Raw genomic sequence first — 16,907 nt, forward strand, 5'->3', positions numbered from 1 at the left:
GCCGGAGCAGAGCGCGGCGCGGCGGATGTTCGAGGCCGACCGGGCGTCGAAGAACCTGGGGATGCGGCTGGTGGACCTGGGCGAGGGCACCGCCACCGTGGAGATGGCCGTGGGCCCGCTCATGGTCAACGGGCACGGCATCGCGCACGGCGGATTCGTGTTCACGCTGGCCGACACCGCGTTCGCGTGCGCCTGCAACGCGGACGGGCGCGGGGTGACGGTCGCCTCGGGCGCGGAGATCACCTTCGTGGCACCCGTGCGCGAGGGCGACCTGCTGGTGGCCACGGCCGCCGAGCGCGTGGTCTTCGGCCGCAGCGGCCTCTACGACGTCACCGTCCGCCGGGACGGGGAGGTCGTCGCCGAGTTCCGCGGCCGCAGCCGCACCCTCAACGGGGGATAGCCGTCGGAGCGGCCGGTCCGGGGATCCGGACCGGCCCCTCCGACGCGTCAGCCGGAGCGGCGCATCATCATCCGCTGGAAGATGATGAAGACCAGCAGCAGTACCCCGATGACGATCTTCGTCCACCAGGAGCTGAGCGTGCCCTCGAAGGAGATGATGGTCTGCACGGTGCCCAGCACCAGCACACCCGCCACCGACCCGGCCACGTAGCCCACCCCTCCGGAGAGCAGGGTCCCGCCGATCACCACCGCGGCGATCACGTCCAGCTCCATGCCGACCCCGTGCAGCCCGTAGCCGGAGAGCATGTACAGGCTGAAGAGCAGACCGCCCAGCGCCGAGCAGAACCCGCTCACCGCGTAGACGCCCACCCGCACCCGGCCCGTCGGCAGGCCCATCAGCCGTGCGGAGGACTCGCTGCCCCCCACGGCGTACACCGTGCGCCCGAACCGCGTCAGGTGCAGGACGTACACGGCCACCAGGACCACGGCCAGCGCGATCAGCACGCTGTAGGTCAGGGTCACCTCGTCCCCCAGCGAGATCGTTCCCGTCGCCAGCTCCCGGAAGACCGGGTCGGTGATGGAGATCGACTCCACGCTGATGAGGAAGCACAGCCCGCGGGCCAGGAACATGCCCGCCAGGGTGACGATAAAGGGCTGCACGTCGAAGAAGTGGATCACCAGCCCCATCAGCAGGCCCAGCGCCGTGCCCGAGGCGAGCACGGCCAGGGCCGCGGCGAGCGGCGGCCATCCGGCTTCCAGCGTGGCCGCGGCGATCATCGTCGACAGCGCCGCCACCGCGCCCACCGACAGGTCGATCCCGCCGGTCAGGATGACGAAGGTCATCCCCACGGCCAGCACGATGAGGAACGCGTTGTCCACGAACAGGTTCGTGGCGACCTGCGGCGAGGCGAAGCCCTCGTAGCGCACCGACCCCGTACCGAAGGTCAGGACGAACACCGTGAACGTGGCGATGACCGGCAGGAACCGGCGGGGGATGCGGTCGACGCGGTCCTTCACGCGTCCGACGTCCAGGACGTTCATGGCGCGGCCACCTCCTGGGCGCGGGTGTCGGCTGGTTCGGTGCGGCGCCGGGGTCGGAGCAGCTCGGACGTGCGCGGGGACTGCAGCAGGCACACGGCGATCACCACGACCGCCTTGAACACGAGGATCGCGTCGGGCGGCACACCGATGCTGTACACGGTCGTGGTCAGCGTCTGGATCACCAGGGCGCCCACGAGGGTGCCGGTGAGCGAGTACCGCCCCCCGGCCAGCGAGGTGCCCCCGATGACCACGGCCAGGATCGCGTCCATCTCGATCCACAGGCCCGCGTTGTTGGCGTCGGCGGCGTTGACGTTCGAGCTGATCATCAGGCCGGCCACGCCCGCGCACAGCCCCGCGAACACGTACACCGTCCAGACGATCGTGCGCGAGCGCACCCCGGCCAGCCGGCTCGCCCGCGGGTTCGTGCCGACCGACTCCACGAGCATGCCCAGGGCCGTGCCGCGGGTCAGCGCGGCGACGGCCAGCAGCACGCCCAGGCTGATGAGGATCGCGATCGGCAGGACCACGAAGCCCGCGCCGATCCGGTGGTAGACCGGATCGTCCACCGTGATGATCTGGCCCTCGGTGACGAGCATCGCGCCGCCGCGTCCGGCCGTCATCAGGACCAGGGTCGCGATGATCGGCTGGATGCCCACGACCGAGACGAGGAAGCCGTTCCACAGGCCCAGCAGGACGCACACGGCCAGCGCCAGCAGTATCGCGGTGACCGCGCCCCCGCCGGACACGAGCCAGGTGCAGGCGATGGCGCCCGCGACGGCCGCCACGGCGCCCACCGACAGGTCGATGCCCCGGGTGGCGATCACCAGGGTCATCCCCACCGCGATGAGCAGGGTCGGCGCCCCGTTGCGCAGGATGTCGACCACGCTGCCGTACAGCGCCCCGTCCTGGATCCGGACCTCCAGGAACGAGGGGTTGACCGCGACGTTGAGCACGAGCAGGCCGACCAGGGCCGCGACCGGCCAGAAGAGCTGGTGGCGCATCATGAGGCCATCGCCGTGCCCTGGCCGTCGTGCGCTGCGATCGCGCCCATCACGTCGTCGACGCTCACGTCGCCGCCCGTGAGCTCGGCGGTCTTGCGCCGGTCGCGCAGGACCACCACGCGGTCCGACACCCGGACCACCTCCTCCAGTTCGGCGCTGATGAACAGCACCGCCATACCGTCCGCGGCCAGGTCGGCCACCACCTTCTGGATCTGCGCCTTGGCGCCGACGTCGATGCCGCGCGTGGGCTCGTCGAGGATGAGCAGGTCGGGCCGCGTGACCAGCCAGCGGGCCAGCAGGACCTTCTGCTGGTTGCCGCCGGAGAGGGTGCTCATGACGGCGCCCGGATCGGCGGGGCGGATGTCGAGCTTGTCGATGTACTCCTCCACCAGCGCGTCGGCCACGCGCCGGGGTACCGGGCGCATCCATCCGCGCGCGGCCTGCAGGGCCAGGATGAGGTTGTCGCGCACGGTGAGGTCCGCGATGAGCCCCTCCGCCTTGCGGTCCTCCGAGCACAGGGCCACGCCGCGGGCGATCATCGACCGGGGGCCGCGCGGGCGGACGGCACGGCCGCCGACGGTGAGCGTCCCGGTGTCGGCGCGGTCGGCCCCGAACAGCAGCCGGGCCATCTCCGTGCGCCCGGAGCCGAGCAGTCCGGCCAGCCCCACCACCTCGCCGGCGTGGATCTCCAGGTCGAACGGGGCGATCGACCCCGCACGGCCGAGCCCGCGCGCGGTCAGGACCGGCTCGGTGCCCGGAGCGCGGTCCCCGGAGCGGCGCTCGACCTCCTCCAGGGTGCCCAGCTCACGGCCGAGCATCACCGAGACCAGCTCCAGGCGGTCGGTGCGGCCCGGCAGGTACTCGCCGACCAGGGAGCCGTTGCGCAGCACGGTCATCCGGTCGGCGATCTCGTACACCTGCTCCAGGAAGTGCGAGACGAACAGGATCGCCACGCCCTCGTCGCGCAGCACGCGCACGATCCGGAAGAGCTCGGCGACCTCGTCGGTGTCCAGGCTGGAGGTCGGCTCGTCCAGGACCAGGACCCGCGCGTCCACGGCCAGGGCCCGGGCGATGGCCACCAGCTGCTGCACGGCGATGGGGTGGCTGTCCAGGCCGGATCCGGGGTCGATGGACAGGCCGATGCGCTCCAGGAGCCGGGCCGCCCGGGCACGGCAGGCCCGGGCGTCGATGGCGCCCAGGCGCCGCGGCTCCCGGCCCAGCAGGATGTTCTCCGCCACCGAGAGGTTGGGGCAGAGGTTGACCTCCTGGTAGACGGTGCTGATCCCGGCGTTCTGCGCCTGCACGGGCGCGCTGAACTCCACGCGCTCGCCGTGCAGGCGGATCTCGCCGGCGGTCGGGCGGTGCACCCCGGTGAGGGCTTTGATGAGGGTGGACTTGCCCGCGCCGTTCTCGCCCATCAGCGCGTGCACCTCGCCCGGGAACAGCTGGAAGTCGACGCCGGAGAGCGCCCGCACACCCGGGAAGTCGACGGTGACACCGCGTATGTCGACCACCGGTTCGGTCGGTGGCGCTGGGGAATCGGTCATGGCCCGTTGCTTTCGTCGTCGTGAGCGGTCCCCGGCGGGGCTCGGTCGGGGGGTGCCCGCCGGCCGTCGTGCCGGCGGGCAGGGGAGCCTGGGGCGTGGATCCGCCCGCACAGGCCCTAGTACTGGCGGTCCGGCAGGGCCGCCTCGGCCTCCTCCTGGGTGAAGGTGGTCTCCTCCACCACCACGCGCTCGGGGACCTCCTCGCCCGCCACGACCTGCTCGGCGAGTTCCATCAGCTGGTCGCCCAGCAGCGGGTTGCACTCGACGATGAAGTTGATCTCGCCCGCGGCCAGGGCCTCCATGCCCGCCTCGACGGCGTCCACCGTGATGATCCGGATGTCCTCGCCCGGCTCCATGCCGGCGGCGCGGATCGCCTCGATCGCGCCCAGGCCCATGTCGTCGTTGTGCGCGTAGACCACGTCGATGTCGTCGTGGGAGCGCAGGAAGGCCTCCATGACCTCCTTGCCGCCCGACCGGGTGAAGTCGCCGGTCTGGGTGGCGATGATCTCGATGTCGGGGTTGTCGGCGATGACCTCCTCGAACCCCTCCTTGCGGTCGATGGCGGGCGCGGCGCCGGTGGTGCCCTGGAGCTCCACCACGCTGGTCTCGCCCTCCGCGTTGTCGACCAGCCACTGGCCGGCCTTGCGGCCCTCCTCGACGAAGTCCGACCCGAGGAAGGTCTCGTACAGGGAGGTGTCCTCGGAGTCGATGGCCCGGTCGGTGAGGATGACGGGGATGTCGGCGCGCTGGGCCTCCAGCAGGACCGCGTCCCACCCGGTCTCCACGACCGGGCTGAAGGCGATGACGTCGACGTCCTGCTGGATGTAGGACCGGATGGCCCGGATCTGGTTCTCCTGCTTCTGCTGGGCGTCGGAGAACTGCAGTTCGATCCCGGCGTCCTCCGCCGCCTGCTGGATGGACTCGGTGTTGGCGGTGCGCCAGCCGCTCTCGGCGCCGACCTGGGCGAAGCCCATGGTGATCGTCCCGTCGTCGGCCTCGTCCGAACCGCCCGAACCGCCTGAACCGCAGGCGGTCACCGTCGCGAGAACGAGCGCCGCGGCGACCGTGGTGAACCTCTTCATTGGGGGGAGCCTCCATGTCGACGGTGATCCGCTGGATGTGGGGGTGATCAGGATCACGTGGCCAATATAGTGAGCGCTAACATTTTGTGAGTCAACCCCTCTGGACGGCACGATTCGACGACATTGCTCCCGGCCGGGGAACGGCGTATGTTAGCGCCAACGGTGTTTCGGGAGCTGACGCCCGGGATGCGGGCCGCGCCGGGCTCCGGCCCCGGAACCGTGACGGTCGCGCCATCGCGGCACCGATCGGCCGACCGCAGTAGCCTGGTGGCCGTCAACAACCCAGTGGGCGCCAGCGCCGACAGTCGAGGAGTCATGGGTGGACCACACGCCTTCGTCCGTCCGGGTCAACCGCGATCCCGCCATGACGGACGTCGCCCGACTGGCGGGCGTGTCCCACCAGACGGTCTCCCGCGTCCTCAACGAGCACCCCAACGTCCGTGAGCAGACCCGGCTGCGCGTGCGCGCCGCCATCGAACAGCTGGGCTACCGGCCCAACCGGGCCGCCCGCGCCCTGGCGACCGGCCGCTCCCAGCTGATCGGCGTGGTGGCCCAGAACTCGACGCTGTTCGGCCCCTCCTCGCTCCTGGCCGCGTTCGAGCTGGCCGCGGCGGCGCAGGGGTTCGTGGTCAGTGTCCGCCGGGTCCGGGTGCTGGACCGCGACTCCATCGCCGCCGCCGTGGAGCACCACCGCGAACAGCGGGTCGCGGGCATCGTGGTGATCGCGCCGACCGCGGCCGCCGCCGAGGCCCTGGGCGAGGTGCCGACCGAGGTCCCCCTGGTCGCGGTGGACGGCGACCCCGAGCGGGACGCCACCCTGGTGACCGTGGACCAGGAGGCCGGTGCCCGGCTGGCCACGCGGCACCTGCTGGCCGCCGGCCACCGTACGGTCTGGCACGTGTCGGGCCCCGCGAACTGGTTCGACGCCGCCGGGCGCGTGCGCGGCTGGCGCCGGGCGCTGGAGGAGGCGGGCGCGGAGGTGCCGCCCGTCAACGCGGCCGACTGGAGCGCCGCCTCGGGCTACCGCGCGGGGCTGATGCTCGCCCGCATGCCGGAGGTGACGGCGGTGTTCGCGGCCAACGACCATCTGGCGCTGGGCATCCTGCGGGCGATGTTCGAGCACGGCCGGTCCGTGCCCGGCGACGTGAGCGTGGTCGGGTTCGACGACGTGCCCGAGGCCCCCTTCTTCATCCCGCCGCTGACCACCGTGCGGCCCGACTTCGACAGCGTGGCCGCCGAGGCCCTGAGCGTGCTGCTGTCGGTGATCTCCGGGGAGGTGGCCGGCTCCACTCGTCGGGTGATCACCCCGACCCTCGTCGAGCGCGACAGCGTGGCCGCCCCGACCGGCTGAACGGACCGCGCGCACCGGCGCCGCGGACACCGAACCGGCGTCCGGTCCCCGGCGTCCCACCGGGGGAAGAAGCCGCGCACCCGTGCGTCACCGCACGCAGTCGAGAGGTCCCCTTGAGCAACGACGTGCCTGCCCCCTACGGGCCGCCGCCGACCGATGCCGGTTCCCCGGTCGAACCGCAGACCGCTGCGCCGCTCCCGCCCGGCCTGAAGCCGTTGGAGAAGGGCGACCCCGCCCGCGTGGGCCCCTACCGCCTCGTGGGACGCATCGGAGCGGGCGGCATGGGCGCGGTCTACGGGGCCCTGGACGACCGGGGCCGGTGTGTGGCCGTCAAGACCGTGCACGTTAGGTTCGCGCGCCGCTCCCGCTACCGCGACGCTTTCGCCCGCGAGGTGCGCATGCTCGCCCGGGCGCGCGGCGTCAGCACCGCCCGGCTGCACGCCGCCGACGTCACGGCCAAGGTGCCCTGGCTGGCCTTCGACTACGTGCCCGGTCGCGACCTGCGGGCCCATGTGCGTGCGTTCGGTCCGCTCTCGGGCGACATGCTCCGCGCGTTCGCCGCGGGCACCGCGGAGGGCCTGGCCGCCCTGCACGCGGCCGGGATCGCCCACCGCGACATCAAACCGGGCAACGTGATCCTGGCGCCGGAGGGGCCCAAGATCGTCGACTTCGGGATCGCGACCGAGATCGGCGCCGACCGCGCCACCGACCGCGCCGCCTCCTACGGCACGCCCGGGTGGGTCGCGCCCGAGCGGTTCACGGGCGCGACCGCCGCCCCGGAGGCCGACGTCTTCGCCTGGGGAGCGCTCGTGGCGCTGGCCGCCACCGGGCGCGACCCCTACGGCACGGGCGCTCCGGACGAGCTGCGCCGCCGCGCCGAACAGGGCGCCTACGACGTGGAGGGCGTGCCCGACGCGCTGCGGGCCCTGGTGGAGCGGGCCCTGTCCGCGGACCCGGCGGCCCGGCCGCGCGCGGTGGAACTCATGCGCGCCCTGCTGCCGCCGCCCGAGGAGGTGGGCGAGACCGGCCGGGTGCCGGCCGAGCGGACCCTCGCCGCCATGCTGCGCGCCTACTGGCGCGGGGTGGACGACGCCGGACACGACCCGGCCCGCTGGGCGGTGGCCCTGGGCGTGCTGTCGGCGGCCGGGGTCGCGGGCGGCCTGGCCGCCGGCACCGGTGCGACCACCGGAACCGGAACCGCTGCCGGAACCGGTGCGGGTGCGGCCGGAGCGGCGGGTGCTCCGGGCGTGGCCGGGGGAGCGGCGGCCGCCGGCGCCCAGACGGCGACGGGTTCCTCGGCCGCCGGCGGTGCGCTCAGTGCCCTGGCGGGCTCCAAGCTCGCCGCCGCCGGAGTGGGCCTGGTGCTCCTGGGCGGCGTGGCGGCCGGCGGCTACGTCGCCTACGACCGGTTGCTGGGGCCGCGGGCGGCCGTCACGGAGGCGGCGGGGATCCTGGAGGAGGGGCAGGGGTTCACCGTGAGTCTCCGGCGCTCCTACACCACCGCCTACGCCGAGGAGGTCGCCGCGCAAACCGGTGAGCCGGTGGAAGCGGTGATCGCCGACAGCGCGGTCGAGGAGGAGTACCTGTACTCGGCGGACGACCGGACCTTCCTCGTCCGGGGCGCGGCCATGGGGGAGGGCACCGTCGCCGCGGCCAATCGCGACGGCGGTCTGTACGTGTACGGACCCGCGCCGGAGGCCGCCTACCGGTCGGGTCTGGTGCAGAGGGAGTTTCCCGAGGGGACCACGGCCGAGGCGCTGTCTCCCTCACTGGTCACCGGCCCGGTACGGGGCATGCTGGATTCGGGGGAGCTGGAGCGCGTCGGGGGATCCGGTTCCGAGGGCGGTGGCGAGAACACCGTGTACTCCGGTCCTGTGACCGGTGAGCTGATCGTGGACGGCGAGGTCCTGCGGGAGCGGACCGTCGGCCTGCTGGAACTCGATTCCGCCGGGCGGCCCGCGGAGCTCTCCTACGACGTCGGTGCGTGGGCCGTCCGCATCGCCTTCACCGAGGTGGACGAGGCGGCCGACGTCGTCGAGCCCCAGAGGGTGCCGGGTGCGGGGGGAGAGGACGTGGTGGCCGTCCACGCGCCCGTGTGCGGTCGGCGCGACATCTCGGAGAAGACCTGGGAGGTGCGTGCCGACGGTTGGGACATGTCGTGCGAGCGGGCTCTGGAGGTGACCGACCTCGCCTACTTCGCCGAGGAGGACGAGGACCGGGTGGAGTTCCTGCTCGGCTACAGCGGTAGCGGAACGACGTCCTTCCTCGTCGACGAGGAGATCTACTGCATGGCTGTGCGCGACTACGACATGAACGAGGCGTACTTCGAGTTCGGGACCAACCCCTGGTTCCTGCATCCGTGCAGGGGAGCGACCCCGCAGGGGCAGGGGGAGCTCGGGTACCTGGAGGTCGACATCGAGGACACCGTGCTCATCGGCTACGTCCTCGTCGAGTGAGCGCCGGGGCCGCGCCGGTGAGCCGGCGCGGCCCCGGACATGGCTGTGGCCCGCGTCCCCCAACGCGGGCCACAGCGTGCGCGGCCAGTGTGCACAAGGTGCGGTCTGGCCGCTGGGAAGGCGGATGCGGCGACTGAATACGTGTCGGAAACCCCCATTGCCGACACGAGCGCGCGCATCCGCGCATGGATTGTGGAGAACGCCTCACAGGTACTGGATCGGGTGGGTGGGGCTTTTCGGGAGTCAGTCTGGGGCGCTTTCACCTGTGACAACGCCTCGCCTACATCCAGTGTTCCCGACAACCGGAGGGATTTTCGGTTCCTTCGGTAAAAAGCGAGTGCGGACTCGGCCACGGGTCCCTATGCTCGCCTTCTCCCACGCTGGAAGGAACGCTCCCATGACCGAAGCACTGACCCTGTGGCGCCCCACCGGCCCCGCGGAACTGGCCCTGGTGCGCGCTTCCGGGTGGCGGGAGTGGCCGCCCCGGCTGCCGGACCAGCCGATCTTCTATCCGGTGCTGAACGAGGACTACGCGGTGCGGATCGCGCGCGAGTGGAACCTGCCACGTGACGGCGAGGGCCACGTCACCCGCTTTCGCGTCGACGCCGACTTCGCCCGACGTTACCCGGTACGGCAGGTGGGCGGGCGCACGATCCTGGAGTTGTGGGTGCCCGCCGAGGAGTTGGCCGAGTTCAACTCCCATCTGCGCGGGCCCATCACGCTGGTGCGGTCGTTCCTGCCCGATCACCCCGAGGGGGTCGAGCCGGGCTGAGGGGCGGGGGCGCTGTCGCCGCCCTGGACGAGGGCGAGGTCGGGATCCACGGCGGTGAGGGCGGTCATGACGTCGCCGAGGGCGTCGGACAGGACCACGGGCTCGCGTTCGGCCGGGCGGGTGTCGGTGGGGGCGGGGTGCCGTCGGGGGTCGAGGGTGGTGGCCATGGGATGTCGGGCGCCTCCGGTGGGCCGCGCCCTCCTCCTTCTCGTGTGCTCACGTTCTCTCAGCCGTTCCGGTCGCCGTCACCGCCGGTGACCGTGGGCCGACTCCGTCAGGGATAGCACGCGGTGACGACGGTTCACCGGTGCCGTCGGGCTCCGCGCTTCCCCGGCCGGGCCGATCCGTTGGGATTGTCGTACCCGCGCACCACATCCGGGTGAACGCGCACCGGGCGGCCTGTGGACAGAGCGGACACGGAGGGCGACCACGGCGGGTCCGCGCTCCCGTGTCGGGGGCGGTCCGCGCACCCCCGTGCCGGGGCGGCTCGCGCGGGGAATACCTACGGGGTCCACGCCGTTCGAGATGATAGTTTAATTGGAAACTACTTCTTCGGAAGCTAACGCGGAGGGCGGCCATGCAGTTCGGAATCTTCTCGGTGAGCGACGTCACCACCGACCCCACCACCGGGCGCACACCCACCGAGGCCGAGCGCATCAAGGCCATGGTCACGATCGCGCTCAAGGCCGAGGAGGTCGGCCTCGACGTCTTCGCCACCGGAGAGCACCACAACCCGCCCTTCGTGGCCTCCTCCCCGACCACCATGCTCGGCTACGTCGCCGCGCGGACCAAGGACCTCATCCTGTCCACGTCGACCACGCTGATCACCACCAACGACCCGGTGAAGATCGCCGAGGACTTCGCGATGCTCCAGCACCTGGCCGACGGCCGCGTGGACCTGATGATGGGCCGCGGCAACACCGGCCCCGTCTACCCCTGGTTCGGGCAGGACATCCGCCAGGGCATCCCGCTGGCGCTGGAGAACTACAACCTCCTGCACCGGCTCTGGCGCGAGGACGTCGTCGACTGGGAGGGCAAGTTCCGCACGCCCCTGCAGGGCTTCACCTCCACCCCGCGCCCGCTGGACGGCGTCCCGCCGTTCGTCTGGCACGGCTCCATCCGCAGCCCGGAGATCGCGGAGCAGGCCGCCTACTACGGTGACGGCTTCTTCCACAACAACATCTTCTGGCCCGCGACCCACACCAAGAAGCTGATCTCGCTCTACCGGCGCCGCTTCGAGCACTACGGGCACGGCAAGGCCGACCAGGCGATCGTCGGCCTGGGCGGACAGGTGTTCATGCGCAAGAACTCCCAGGACGCGGTCAGGGAGTTCCGCCCCTACTTCGACAACGCACCGGTCTACGGCGGCGGCCCCTCCCTGGAGGAGTTCACCCGCGAGACCCCGCTGACCGTGGGCAGCCCGCAGGAGGTCATCGACCGTACCCTGGGCTTCCGCGACTCCTTCGGCCACTACCAGCGCCAGCTCTTCCTGATGGACCACGCGGGGCTGCCGCTCAAGACGGTCCTGGAGCAGCTGGACATCCTGGGGGAGGAGGTCGTGCCCGTCCTGCGCAAGGAGTTCGCCGCGGGCCGGCCCGCCCACGTCCCCGACGCACCCACCCACTCCTCCCTCCTGGCGGCCGGCCGGAGGGAGACCGAAGGCACCGAGGAGCTCTCATGACCACCCGTACGCTCGTCACCGTCTCGGCCGGCATGAGCAACCCGTCCTCGACGCGGCTGCTCGCCGACCGGCTGACCGCGGCCACCGAGCGCGCGCTGCTCGACCGCGGTGAGAACGTGCGCACGCGCACGGTGGAACTGCGCGACGTGGCCCACGACGTCATGAACGCCATGACCACCGCCGTGCCCACCGGCGACCTGCGCGGCATCCTGGACGACCTGGCGGCGGCCGACGGCGTCATCGCCGTGACACCGGTGTTCAACGCCTCCTACAGCGGCCTGTTCAAGTCCTTCTTCGACGTGGTCGACCCCGAGGCGCTGGACGGCAAGCCGGTCCTGGTCGGCGCGACCGGCGGCAGCCCCCGGCACTCGCTGGTGCTGGAGCACGCCCTGCGCCCGCTGTTCTCCCACACCCGCTCGGTGGTCGCGCCGACCGGCGTCTACGCGGCGTCGGAGGACTGGGGCGCGGGGGAGGCCGGCGGACGCGAGCTGACCGAGCGCATCGAACGCGCGGCCGGCCAGTTGGCGGGGTTCGTCGCCGAACACGAGTCCCGGACCAGGGACCCCTACGAGGAGCCCACGCCCTTCGCGGACTTGATGTCCGGCCTGGGCGCCTGAGCCGCGGGGACGCGCGCCGCGCGTCCCCGCCATCCGCCACCGAACCGTCCGGCTCCACCGGCCTTCGCGCACACGGGCCGGGCGTCGGTGGCCGAACGGCGTTCGGTAACGTGTCGCCATGGATTCACCGAGCGTGTACACCCGTTGCCAGGACCGCCTCCTCGGCCTGGCCGCAGAGCTGACGGCAGAGCAACTCGCCACCCCCGTGCCCGCCCTGCCGGACTGGACCGTCCTGCAGACCTACGCCCACCTGGCGGGCGTGTGCGCCGACGTGGTCCGCGGCCTGGTACCGCCCTCCGACGACACCGTCACCGCGCGCCAGGTCGCCGAGCGCGCCGACGCCGACCTGGCCGCCGTGTGCGCCGAGTGGCGCCGCGAGACCCCCGTGCTGCTGGAGGTCTTCGCCCGGGAGACCCGGGCGCGCTACCGGCTGCCGGCCCTGGACGTGTGGCACCACGAGAACGACATCCGTGGTGCGCTGGGCCTGGGCGCCCAGACCCAGGACGCCGACCAGCTCGCGCACTTCGTCATGGGCGGACTGGCCCGCACCTGGGAACCGGAGCTGCCGGGGGTGCGCGTCGTGGCCACCGACACCGGGCAGGCGTGGCGGCTGGGCGAGCGGGAGGACCTGGAGTGGCGGGCCGGAGCCTTCGAGCTCGCGCGCGCCGTGACCGGCCGCCGCAGCACGCGCCAGATCGCCGCCATGGACTGGAGCGGCGACCCGGCCCCCGTCGTGCACCGCCTGCCGACCCTGCCCGCGCCGGAGGCCGACCTGTCCGTGTGAGGCCGCCCGAGGCCCCAGGACCCGGTCCCGAGGCCCGGCCCTACACCGTGCGCCGTGCCCCGCGCTCCCCGGCGGCACGCCGCTCCTGCCTCGGGATCCGCTTCCCCCGCTTGTCGGGGCGCTGCTCCTTGGGCAGGTCCCGCAGCTCCACGTAGGGCTCCTCGCCCACCAGGTGGCCCGCCTCGGCGGCACGGCCGCGCTCGACCTCGGCGTTGAACTCCTCGCCCAGCAGGATCGCGATGTTGGTGATCCACAGCCAGACGAGGAAGATGACGAGCGTCGCCATGCTCCCGTAGGTCCGGCCGTAGCCGGCGAAGTTGGCGACGTAGGCGGCGAACAGGGCCGAGGCGGCCAGCCAGAGCACCACCGCCAGCACGCTGCCGGGACTGACCCAGCGGAACCCGCGCCTGGCGTTGGGCGAGGCCCAGTACAGCAGGGCGATCATGAAGACCACGATCACCAGGAGCACCGGCCACTTCGCGATGTCCCACACCGTCGCCACGACCGGTCCCAGCCCCAGGGCCTGCCCGATTCCCTGCGCGACCGCACCGGTGGCGGCGACGGCGAGCACCGTGAACGTCAGCAGGACCACGAGCAGCAGGGTGACACCGACGCGGACGGGCAGCGTCTTCCATACGGGCCGCCCCTCGGGGACGTCGTAGACGATGTTGGACGCGCGCATGAACGCGGCGATGTAGCCGGAGGCCGACCACAGGGCGACGGCCAGTCCCACCAGACCGAAGATCCCGGCCGCGGCCGGATTGCCCTGGAGGTTCTGGATCGCGGTCGTCACGACTCCGGCGACGTCCGCCGGCAGGACCGCGTCGACGTTCTCGGTCAGCGTCCGCGTGGCGCCCGGACCGGCCAGGCCGAGCAGGGACACCAGGACCAGGACGGCCGGGAACAGGGACAGGAGGCCGTAGTAGGTGAGCCCCGCCGCCAGATCGGTCAAGTTGTCCTCCCGGAACTCGCGGAACGTCCGTTTCAGGGCCGCCCACCAGGAGAACCTCGGCATCTCGCCCGGCCCCGTGGGCGGGTCCGACGAGGCCTGCGCACCGGAGGACGCGTCGCTCGGCCACTGAGTCATCGCTGGCTCCTTCCTCCCGCCGGTGATCGGTGCCCTGTCCCCGGGCGCCTACCCCGGGCACCGCCGGACAAGCGGGCGGGGCGCCCGGATACCGGATCATCGACAGGGCTTTTCCGGCCCTTGCCCGCGGCCACCTGGACCTTCGCCCCGACCGCCCGCGCGCCGCGCCCCCGCGGCCGTGCGCGAGGTGTGAGTCCGGCGCGCAATCCTTCTCGTTACACCCATTGCAGCGGCTTTCCTCCGGTGTTAACTTTTCGGCACTGCTTGGGAGCGCTCCCGTGACGGGAGCGCTCCCACACCGACCGGGACAGCGCCGACCCGGTCCGGACGGCCTCCGGCCCCCCACCCCCCGTCCCGCACCGTCGAACGCACACCCACACCCCCCATACCCCCCATACCCCCCCAAGGTCTCGGCCCCGCTGCCCACGCCGAGGCGCCCTCCACCCCGGCCGCACCGCGGCCGGGGCCCGCGCCCCGCCCCGCGGCATCCGGGGGACGAGCACCCTCCGAGGAGGATGCGCAGTGACCACGCACGTATCCCGGCCCCGCCACCGACGGCGATGGCCCCTCCCAGCGGCCCTGGGTACCGCCCTCGTGGCGGCCCTGCTCACCACCGTGTCCGCCCAGGCCGAACCGGCCCCCACGGCGGACTACGAGTACACCCCCGTCGCCGAGAGGGTCCAGCGCGAGAATCCGGAGCTGACGCAGTACGAGTCGGCCTTCCTGGAGCAGTACGACACCATCAAGGACCCCGCCAGCGGCTACTTCCGCGAGTTCGACGGGCTCCTCGTCCCCTACCACTCCGTGGAGAAGCTGATCGTGGAGGCGCCCGACACCGGGCACGCCACGACCTCCGAGGCCTACAGCTACTACCTCTGGCTGGAGGCCACCTACGGCCGCGTCTCCGGCGACTGGCAGCCCTTCAACGACGCCTGGGCGTCGATGGAGGCCTTCATCATCCCCTCCACCGCCGACCAGCCCACCAACGGCTCCTACGACCCCTCCGCCCCGGCCTCCTACATCCCCGAGTCGCTCTCGCCCGACGACTACCCGATGCCGATCACCCCCGAGGTGCAGCCCGGCCAGGACCCCCTCGCCGACGAGCTGAGCAGCACCTACGGCACCGACGAGATCTACGGCATGCACTGGCTGCTGGACGTGGACAACATCTACGGCTACGGCTTCTGCGGCGACGGCAGCGACGACGCCCCGGCCTACATCAACACCTTCCAGCGCGGCTCCAACGAGTCGGTCTGGGAGACCGTCCCCCACCCCTCCTGCGAGACCTTCGAGCACGGCGGGGAGAACGGGTTCCTCGACCTGTTCGTGGAGGACCAGTCCTACTCCGAGCAGTGGCGCTACACCAATGCGCCCGACGCCGACGCCCGTGCCGTCCAGGTCGCCTACCTCGCGCACGAGTGGGCGTCCGAGCAGGGCAACGCCTCCGCCATCGCCGACAGCGTCTCCGACGCGGCGATGATGGGCGACTACCTGCGCTACGCGATGTTCGACAAGTACTTCAAACAGATCGGCGACTGCGTCGACCCGGCCTCCTGCCCGCCCGGATCGGGCAAGGAGTCGGCGCACTACCTCATGGCCTGGTACTACTCCTGGGGCGGCGCTCTGGAGAGCGCCGAGTACCCCTGGGCCTGGCGGATCGGCGGCTCGGCCGCCCACCAGGGCTACCAGAACGTGATGGCCGCCTACGCGCTCTCGGAGGTCGACGCCCTGCGGCCGGAGTCGGCGACCGGCGCCGAGGACTGGGGCATCAGCCTCGACCGGCAGCTGGAGTTCCTCCAGTGGCTGCAGTCCTCCGACGGCGGCATCGCCGGCGGCGCGACCAACAGCTGGGAGGGCGACTACTCCGAGCCGCCCGCGGACACCCCGACCTTCTACGGGATGTTCTACGACGAGAAGCCCGTGTGGCACGACCCGCCGTCCAACCAGTGGTTCGGCTTCCAGGTCTGGGACATCGAGCGCGTGGCCGAGTACCACCGCATCACCGGTGACGAGCGCGCCGGCGACATCCTCGACGCGTGGGTGCCCTGGGCGATCGAGAACACCACGGTCGGCCCCGACGGCGAGTTCGCCGTCCCGGCCGAGATGGAGTGGAGCGGCGCGCCCGACGACTGGACCGGCACCCCCACCGGCAACCCGGACCTGAACGTGGAGGTCGTCTCGCACAACCAGGACGTCGGCATCGCCGCCGGCCTGGCCAAGACCCTCATGCACTACGCGGACGCCACCGGCGACGAGGCGTCGCTGGAGACCGCCGAGGGCCTGCTGGACGCGCTGCTGGCGCACCAGGACGACCTGGGCGTGGCCGTGCCGGAGGTGCGGGCCGACTACGAGCGGTTCGATGACACCTTCGACGCGCCCGACGGCGGCCTCTACGTGCCCGAGGGCTGGACCGGACAGATGCCCAACGGCGACGTCGTCGACTCCGACTCCACGTTCGCCTCCATCCGCTCCTTCGTCGAGGACGACCCCGACTGGCCCCGCGTGCAGGAGTACCTGGACGGCGGCCCGGCGCCGGAGTTCACCTACCACCGCTTCTGGGCCCAGGTCGACGTGGCCACGGCCCTGGCCACGCACGGTGAGCTCTTCGGCGGCTCCGACCCGGACCCCGACCCGAGCCCGGACCCCAGTCCCGACCCGAGCCCGGACCCCGACCCGGTCGGCTCCTGCGAGGTCGACTACGACATCGCCTCCGACTGGGGCCAGGGCGCGACCGTGAACGTCACCGTGCGCAACACCGGCGACGGCGACGCCGAGGACTGGGCCCTGACCTGGACCCGGCCCTCCGGTGAGGACATCACCGGGTCCTGGAACGCGGAGATCGAGGAGTCCGGCTCGACGGTCACCGCCACACCCGTCGGCTGGAACAGCACCATCGCCGCCGGGGGCCAGACCTCCTTCGGCTTCCAGCTGACCCACGGAGGCCAGGCCGCCACCCCGGAGGCGTTCGCTCTGGACGGCGAGGCCTGCGCGACCGGCTGATCCGCGACCCGCGGACCGGCCCCGGGGCCGGACGCCGACCCCACCCGGCGTCCGGCCCCACCCCACCCCCCACGGACCACGACGACCCC

General features: G+C 72.3%; 14 protein-coding genes. 8 read left to right on the forward strand and 6 right to left on the reverse strand.

Annotated elements, in window-relative coordinates; genetic code table 11:
• The first annotated feature begins 25 nt into the window (after positions 1-25).
• Complete coding sequence (paaI, locus tag HNR10_RS29100) at positions 26-400, forward strand: hydroxyphenylacetyl-CoA thioesterase PaaI (RefSeq protein WP_179830029.1); 375 nt, start codon at positions 26-28, stop codon at positions 398-400.
• 47 nt (positions 401-447) lie between these two features.
• Here paaI and yjfF read toward each other — a convergent pair whose 3' ends face one another.
• The 4 genes from yjfF to HNR10_RS29120 form a co-directional block, all read right to left on the reverse strand.
• Positions 448-1,440, reverse strand: coding sequence for a galactofuranose ABC transporter, permease protein YjfF (yjfF, locus tag HNR10_RS29105; RefSeq protein ID WP_179829093.1), 993 nt, complete (start codon positions 1,438-1,440; stop codon positions 448-450).
• The gene (locus tag HNR10_RS29110; protein WP_179829095.1) at positions 1,437-2,444 is read right to left on the reverse strand and encodes an ABC transporter permease; all 1,008 of its coding nucleotides are present in this window, start codon (positions 2,442-2,444) and stop codon (positions 1,437-1,439) included. The genes yjfF and HNR10_RS29110 overlap by 4 nt, the downstream gene beginning before the upstream one ends.
• Positions 2,441-3,988 carry a sugar ABC transporter ATP-binding protein gene (locus HNR10_RS29115; protein ID WP_179829097.1) on the reverse strand — a complete coding sequence of 516 codons (1,548 nt, stop codon included), beginning with the start codon at positions 3,986-3,988 and terminating at the stop codon, positions 2,441-2,443. Before HNR10_RS29115 ends, HNR10_RS29110 begins: the two co-directional genes overlap by 4 nt.
• Before the next feature lie 116 nt (positions 3,989-4,104).
• Positions 4,105-5,070 (reverse strand): ABC transporter substrate-binding protein, encoded by a 966-nt coding sequence (locus tag HNR10_RS29120; RefSeq protein ID WP_179829099.1) that lies wholly within the window; start codon positions 5,068-5,070, stop codon positions 4,105-4,107.
• Positions 5,071-5,389: 319 nt separating this feature from the next.
• Between HNR10_RS29120 and HNR10_RS29125 the strand changes: the two genes are divergently transcribed.
• The 3 genes from HNR10_RS29125 (at position 5,390) to HNR10_RS29135 (ending at position 9,649) form a co-directional block, all read left to right on the forward strand.
• The gene (locus tag HNR10_RS29125; RefSeq protein WP_312889451.1) at positions 5,390-6,421 is read left to right on the forward strand and encodes a LacI family DNA-binding transcriptional regulator; all 1,032 of its coding nucleotides are present in this window, start codon (positions 5,390-5,392) and stop codon (positions 6,419-6,421) included.
• Positions 6,422-6,534: 113 nt separating this feature from the next.
• Positions 6,535-8,877 (forward strand): serine/threonine-protein kinase, encoded by a 2,343-nt coding sequence (locus tag HNR10_RS29130; protein ID WP_246406463.1) that lies wholly within the window; start codon positions 6,535-6,537, stop codon positions 8,875-8,877.
• Positions 8,878-9,274: 397 nt separating this feature from the next.
• A complete protein-coding gene (locus HNR10_RS29135) occupies positions 9,275-9,649 on the forward strand; it encodes an ADP-ribosylation/crystallin J1 (RefSeq protein ID WP_179829101.1) in 375 nt (124 codons plus the stop codon).
• On the opposite strand, the gene HNR10_RS31865 is transcribed toward HNR10_RS29135, so the two are convergent.
• A complete protein-coding gene (locus HNR10_RS31865; protein WP_179829103.1) occupies positions 9,622-9,816 on the reverse strand; it encodes a hypothetical protein in 195 nt (64 codons plus the stop codon). The genes HNR10_RS29135 and HNR10_RS31865 overlap by 28 nt on opposite strands.
• 410 nt (positions 9,817-10,226) lie before the next feature.
• Here HNR10_RS31865 and HNR10_RS29145 point away from each other — a divergent pair, with 410 nt between their 5' ends.
• The 3 genes from HNR10_RS29145 (at position 10,227) to HNR10_RS29155 (ending at position 12,731) form a co-directional block, all read left to right on the forward strand.
• On the forward strand, positions 10,227-11,330 hold the full coding sequence (locus HNR10_RS29145) for an LLM class flavin-dependent oxidoreductase (protein ID WP_179829105.1): 1,104 nt from the start codon (positions 10,227-10,229) through the stop codon (positions 11,328-11,330).
• Entirely contained in the window at positions 11,327-11,947 is a 621-nt protein-coding gene (locus tag HNR10_RS29150; RefSeq protein ID WP_179829107.1) for an FMN reductase, read from the forward strand. The genes HNR10_RS29145 and HNR10_RS29150 overlap by 4 nt, the downstream gene beginning before the upstream one ends.
• Before the next feature lie 118 nt (positions 11,948-12,065).
• Positions 12,066-12,731 carry a maleylpyruvate isomerase N-terminal domain-containing protein gene (locus tag HNR10_RS29155; protein ID WP_179829109.1) on the forward strand — a complete coding sequence of 222 codons (666 nt, stop codon included), beginning with the start codon at positions 12,066-12,068 and terminating at the stop codon, positions 12,729-12,731.
• A 40-nt stretch (positions 12,732-12,771) separates the two neighbouring features.
• Here the strand turns inward: HNR10_RS29155 and HNR10_RS29160 are convergent, their stop codons facing one another.
• The gene (locus tag HNR10_RS29160) at positions 12,772-13,818 is read right to left on the reverse strand and encodes a YihY/virulence factor BrkB family protein (RefSeq protein ID WP_312889452.1); all 1,047 of its coding nucleotides are present in this window, start codon (positions 13,816-13,818) and stop codon (positions 12,772-12,774) included.
• A 522-nt stretch (positions 13,819-14,340) separates the two neighbouring features.
• Between HNR10_RS29160 and HNR10_RS29165 the strand changes: the two genes are divergently transcribed.
• Positions 14,341-16,818: a glycoside hydrolase family 48 protein gene (locus HNR10_RS29165; RefSeq protein WP_179829111.1), complete on the forward strand. Its 2,478-nt coding sequence runs from the start codon at positions 14,341-14,343 to the stop codon at positions 16,816-16,818.
• The last annotated feature ends 89 nt before the right edge of the window (positions 16,819-16,907 follow it).

The organism is Nocardiopsis aegyptia (assembly GCF_013410755.1).
Taxonomy (GTDB): domain Bacteria; phylum Actinomycetota; class Actinomycetes; order Streptosporangiales; family Streptosporangiaceae; genus Nocardiopsis; species Nocardiopsis aegyptia.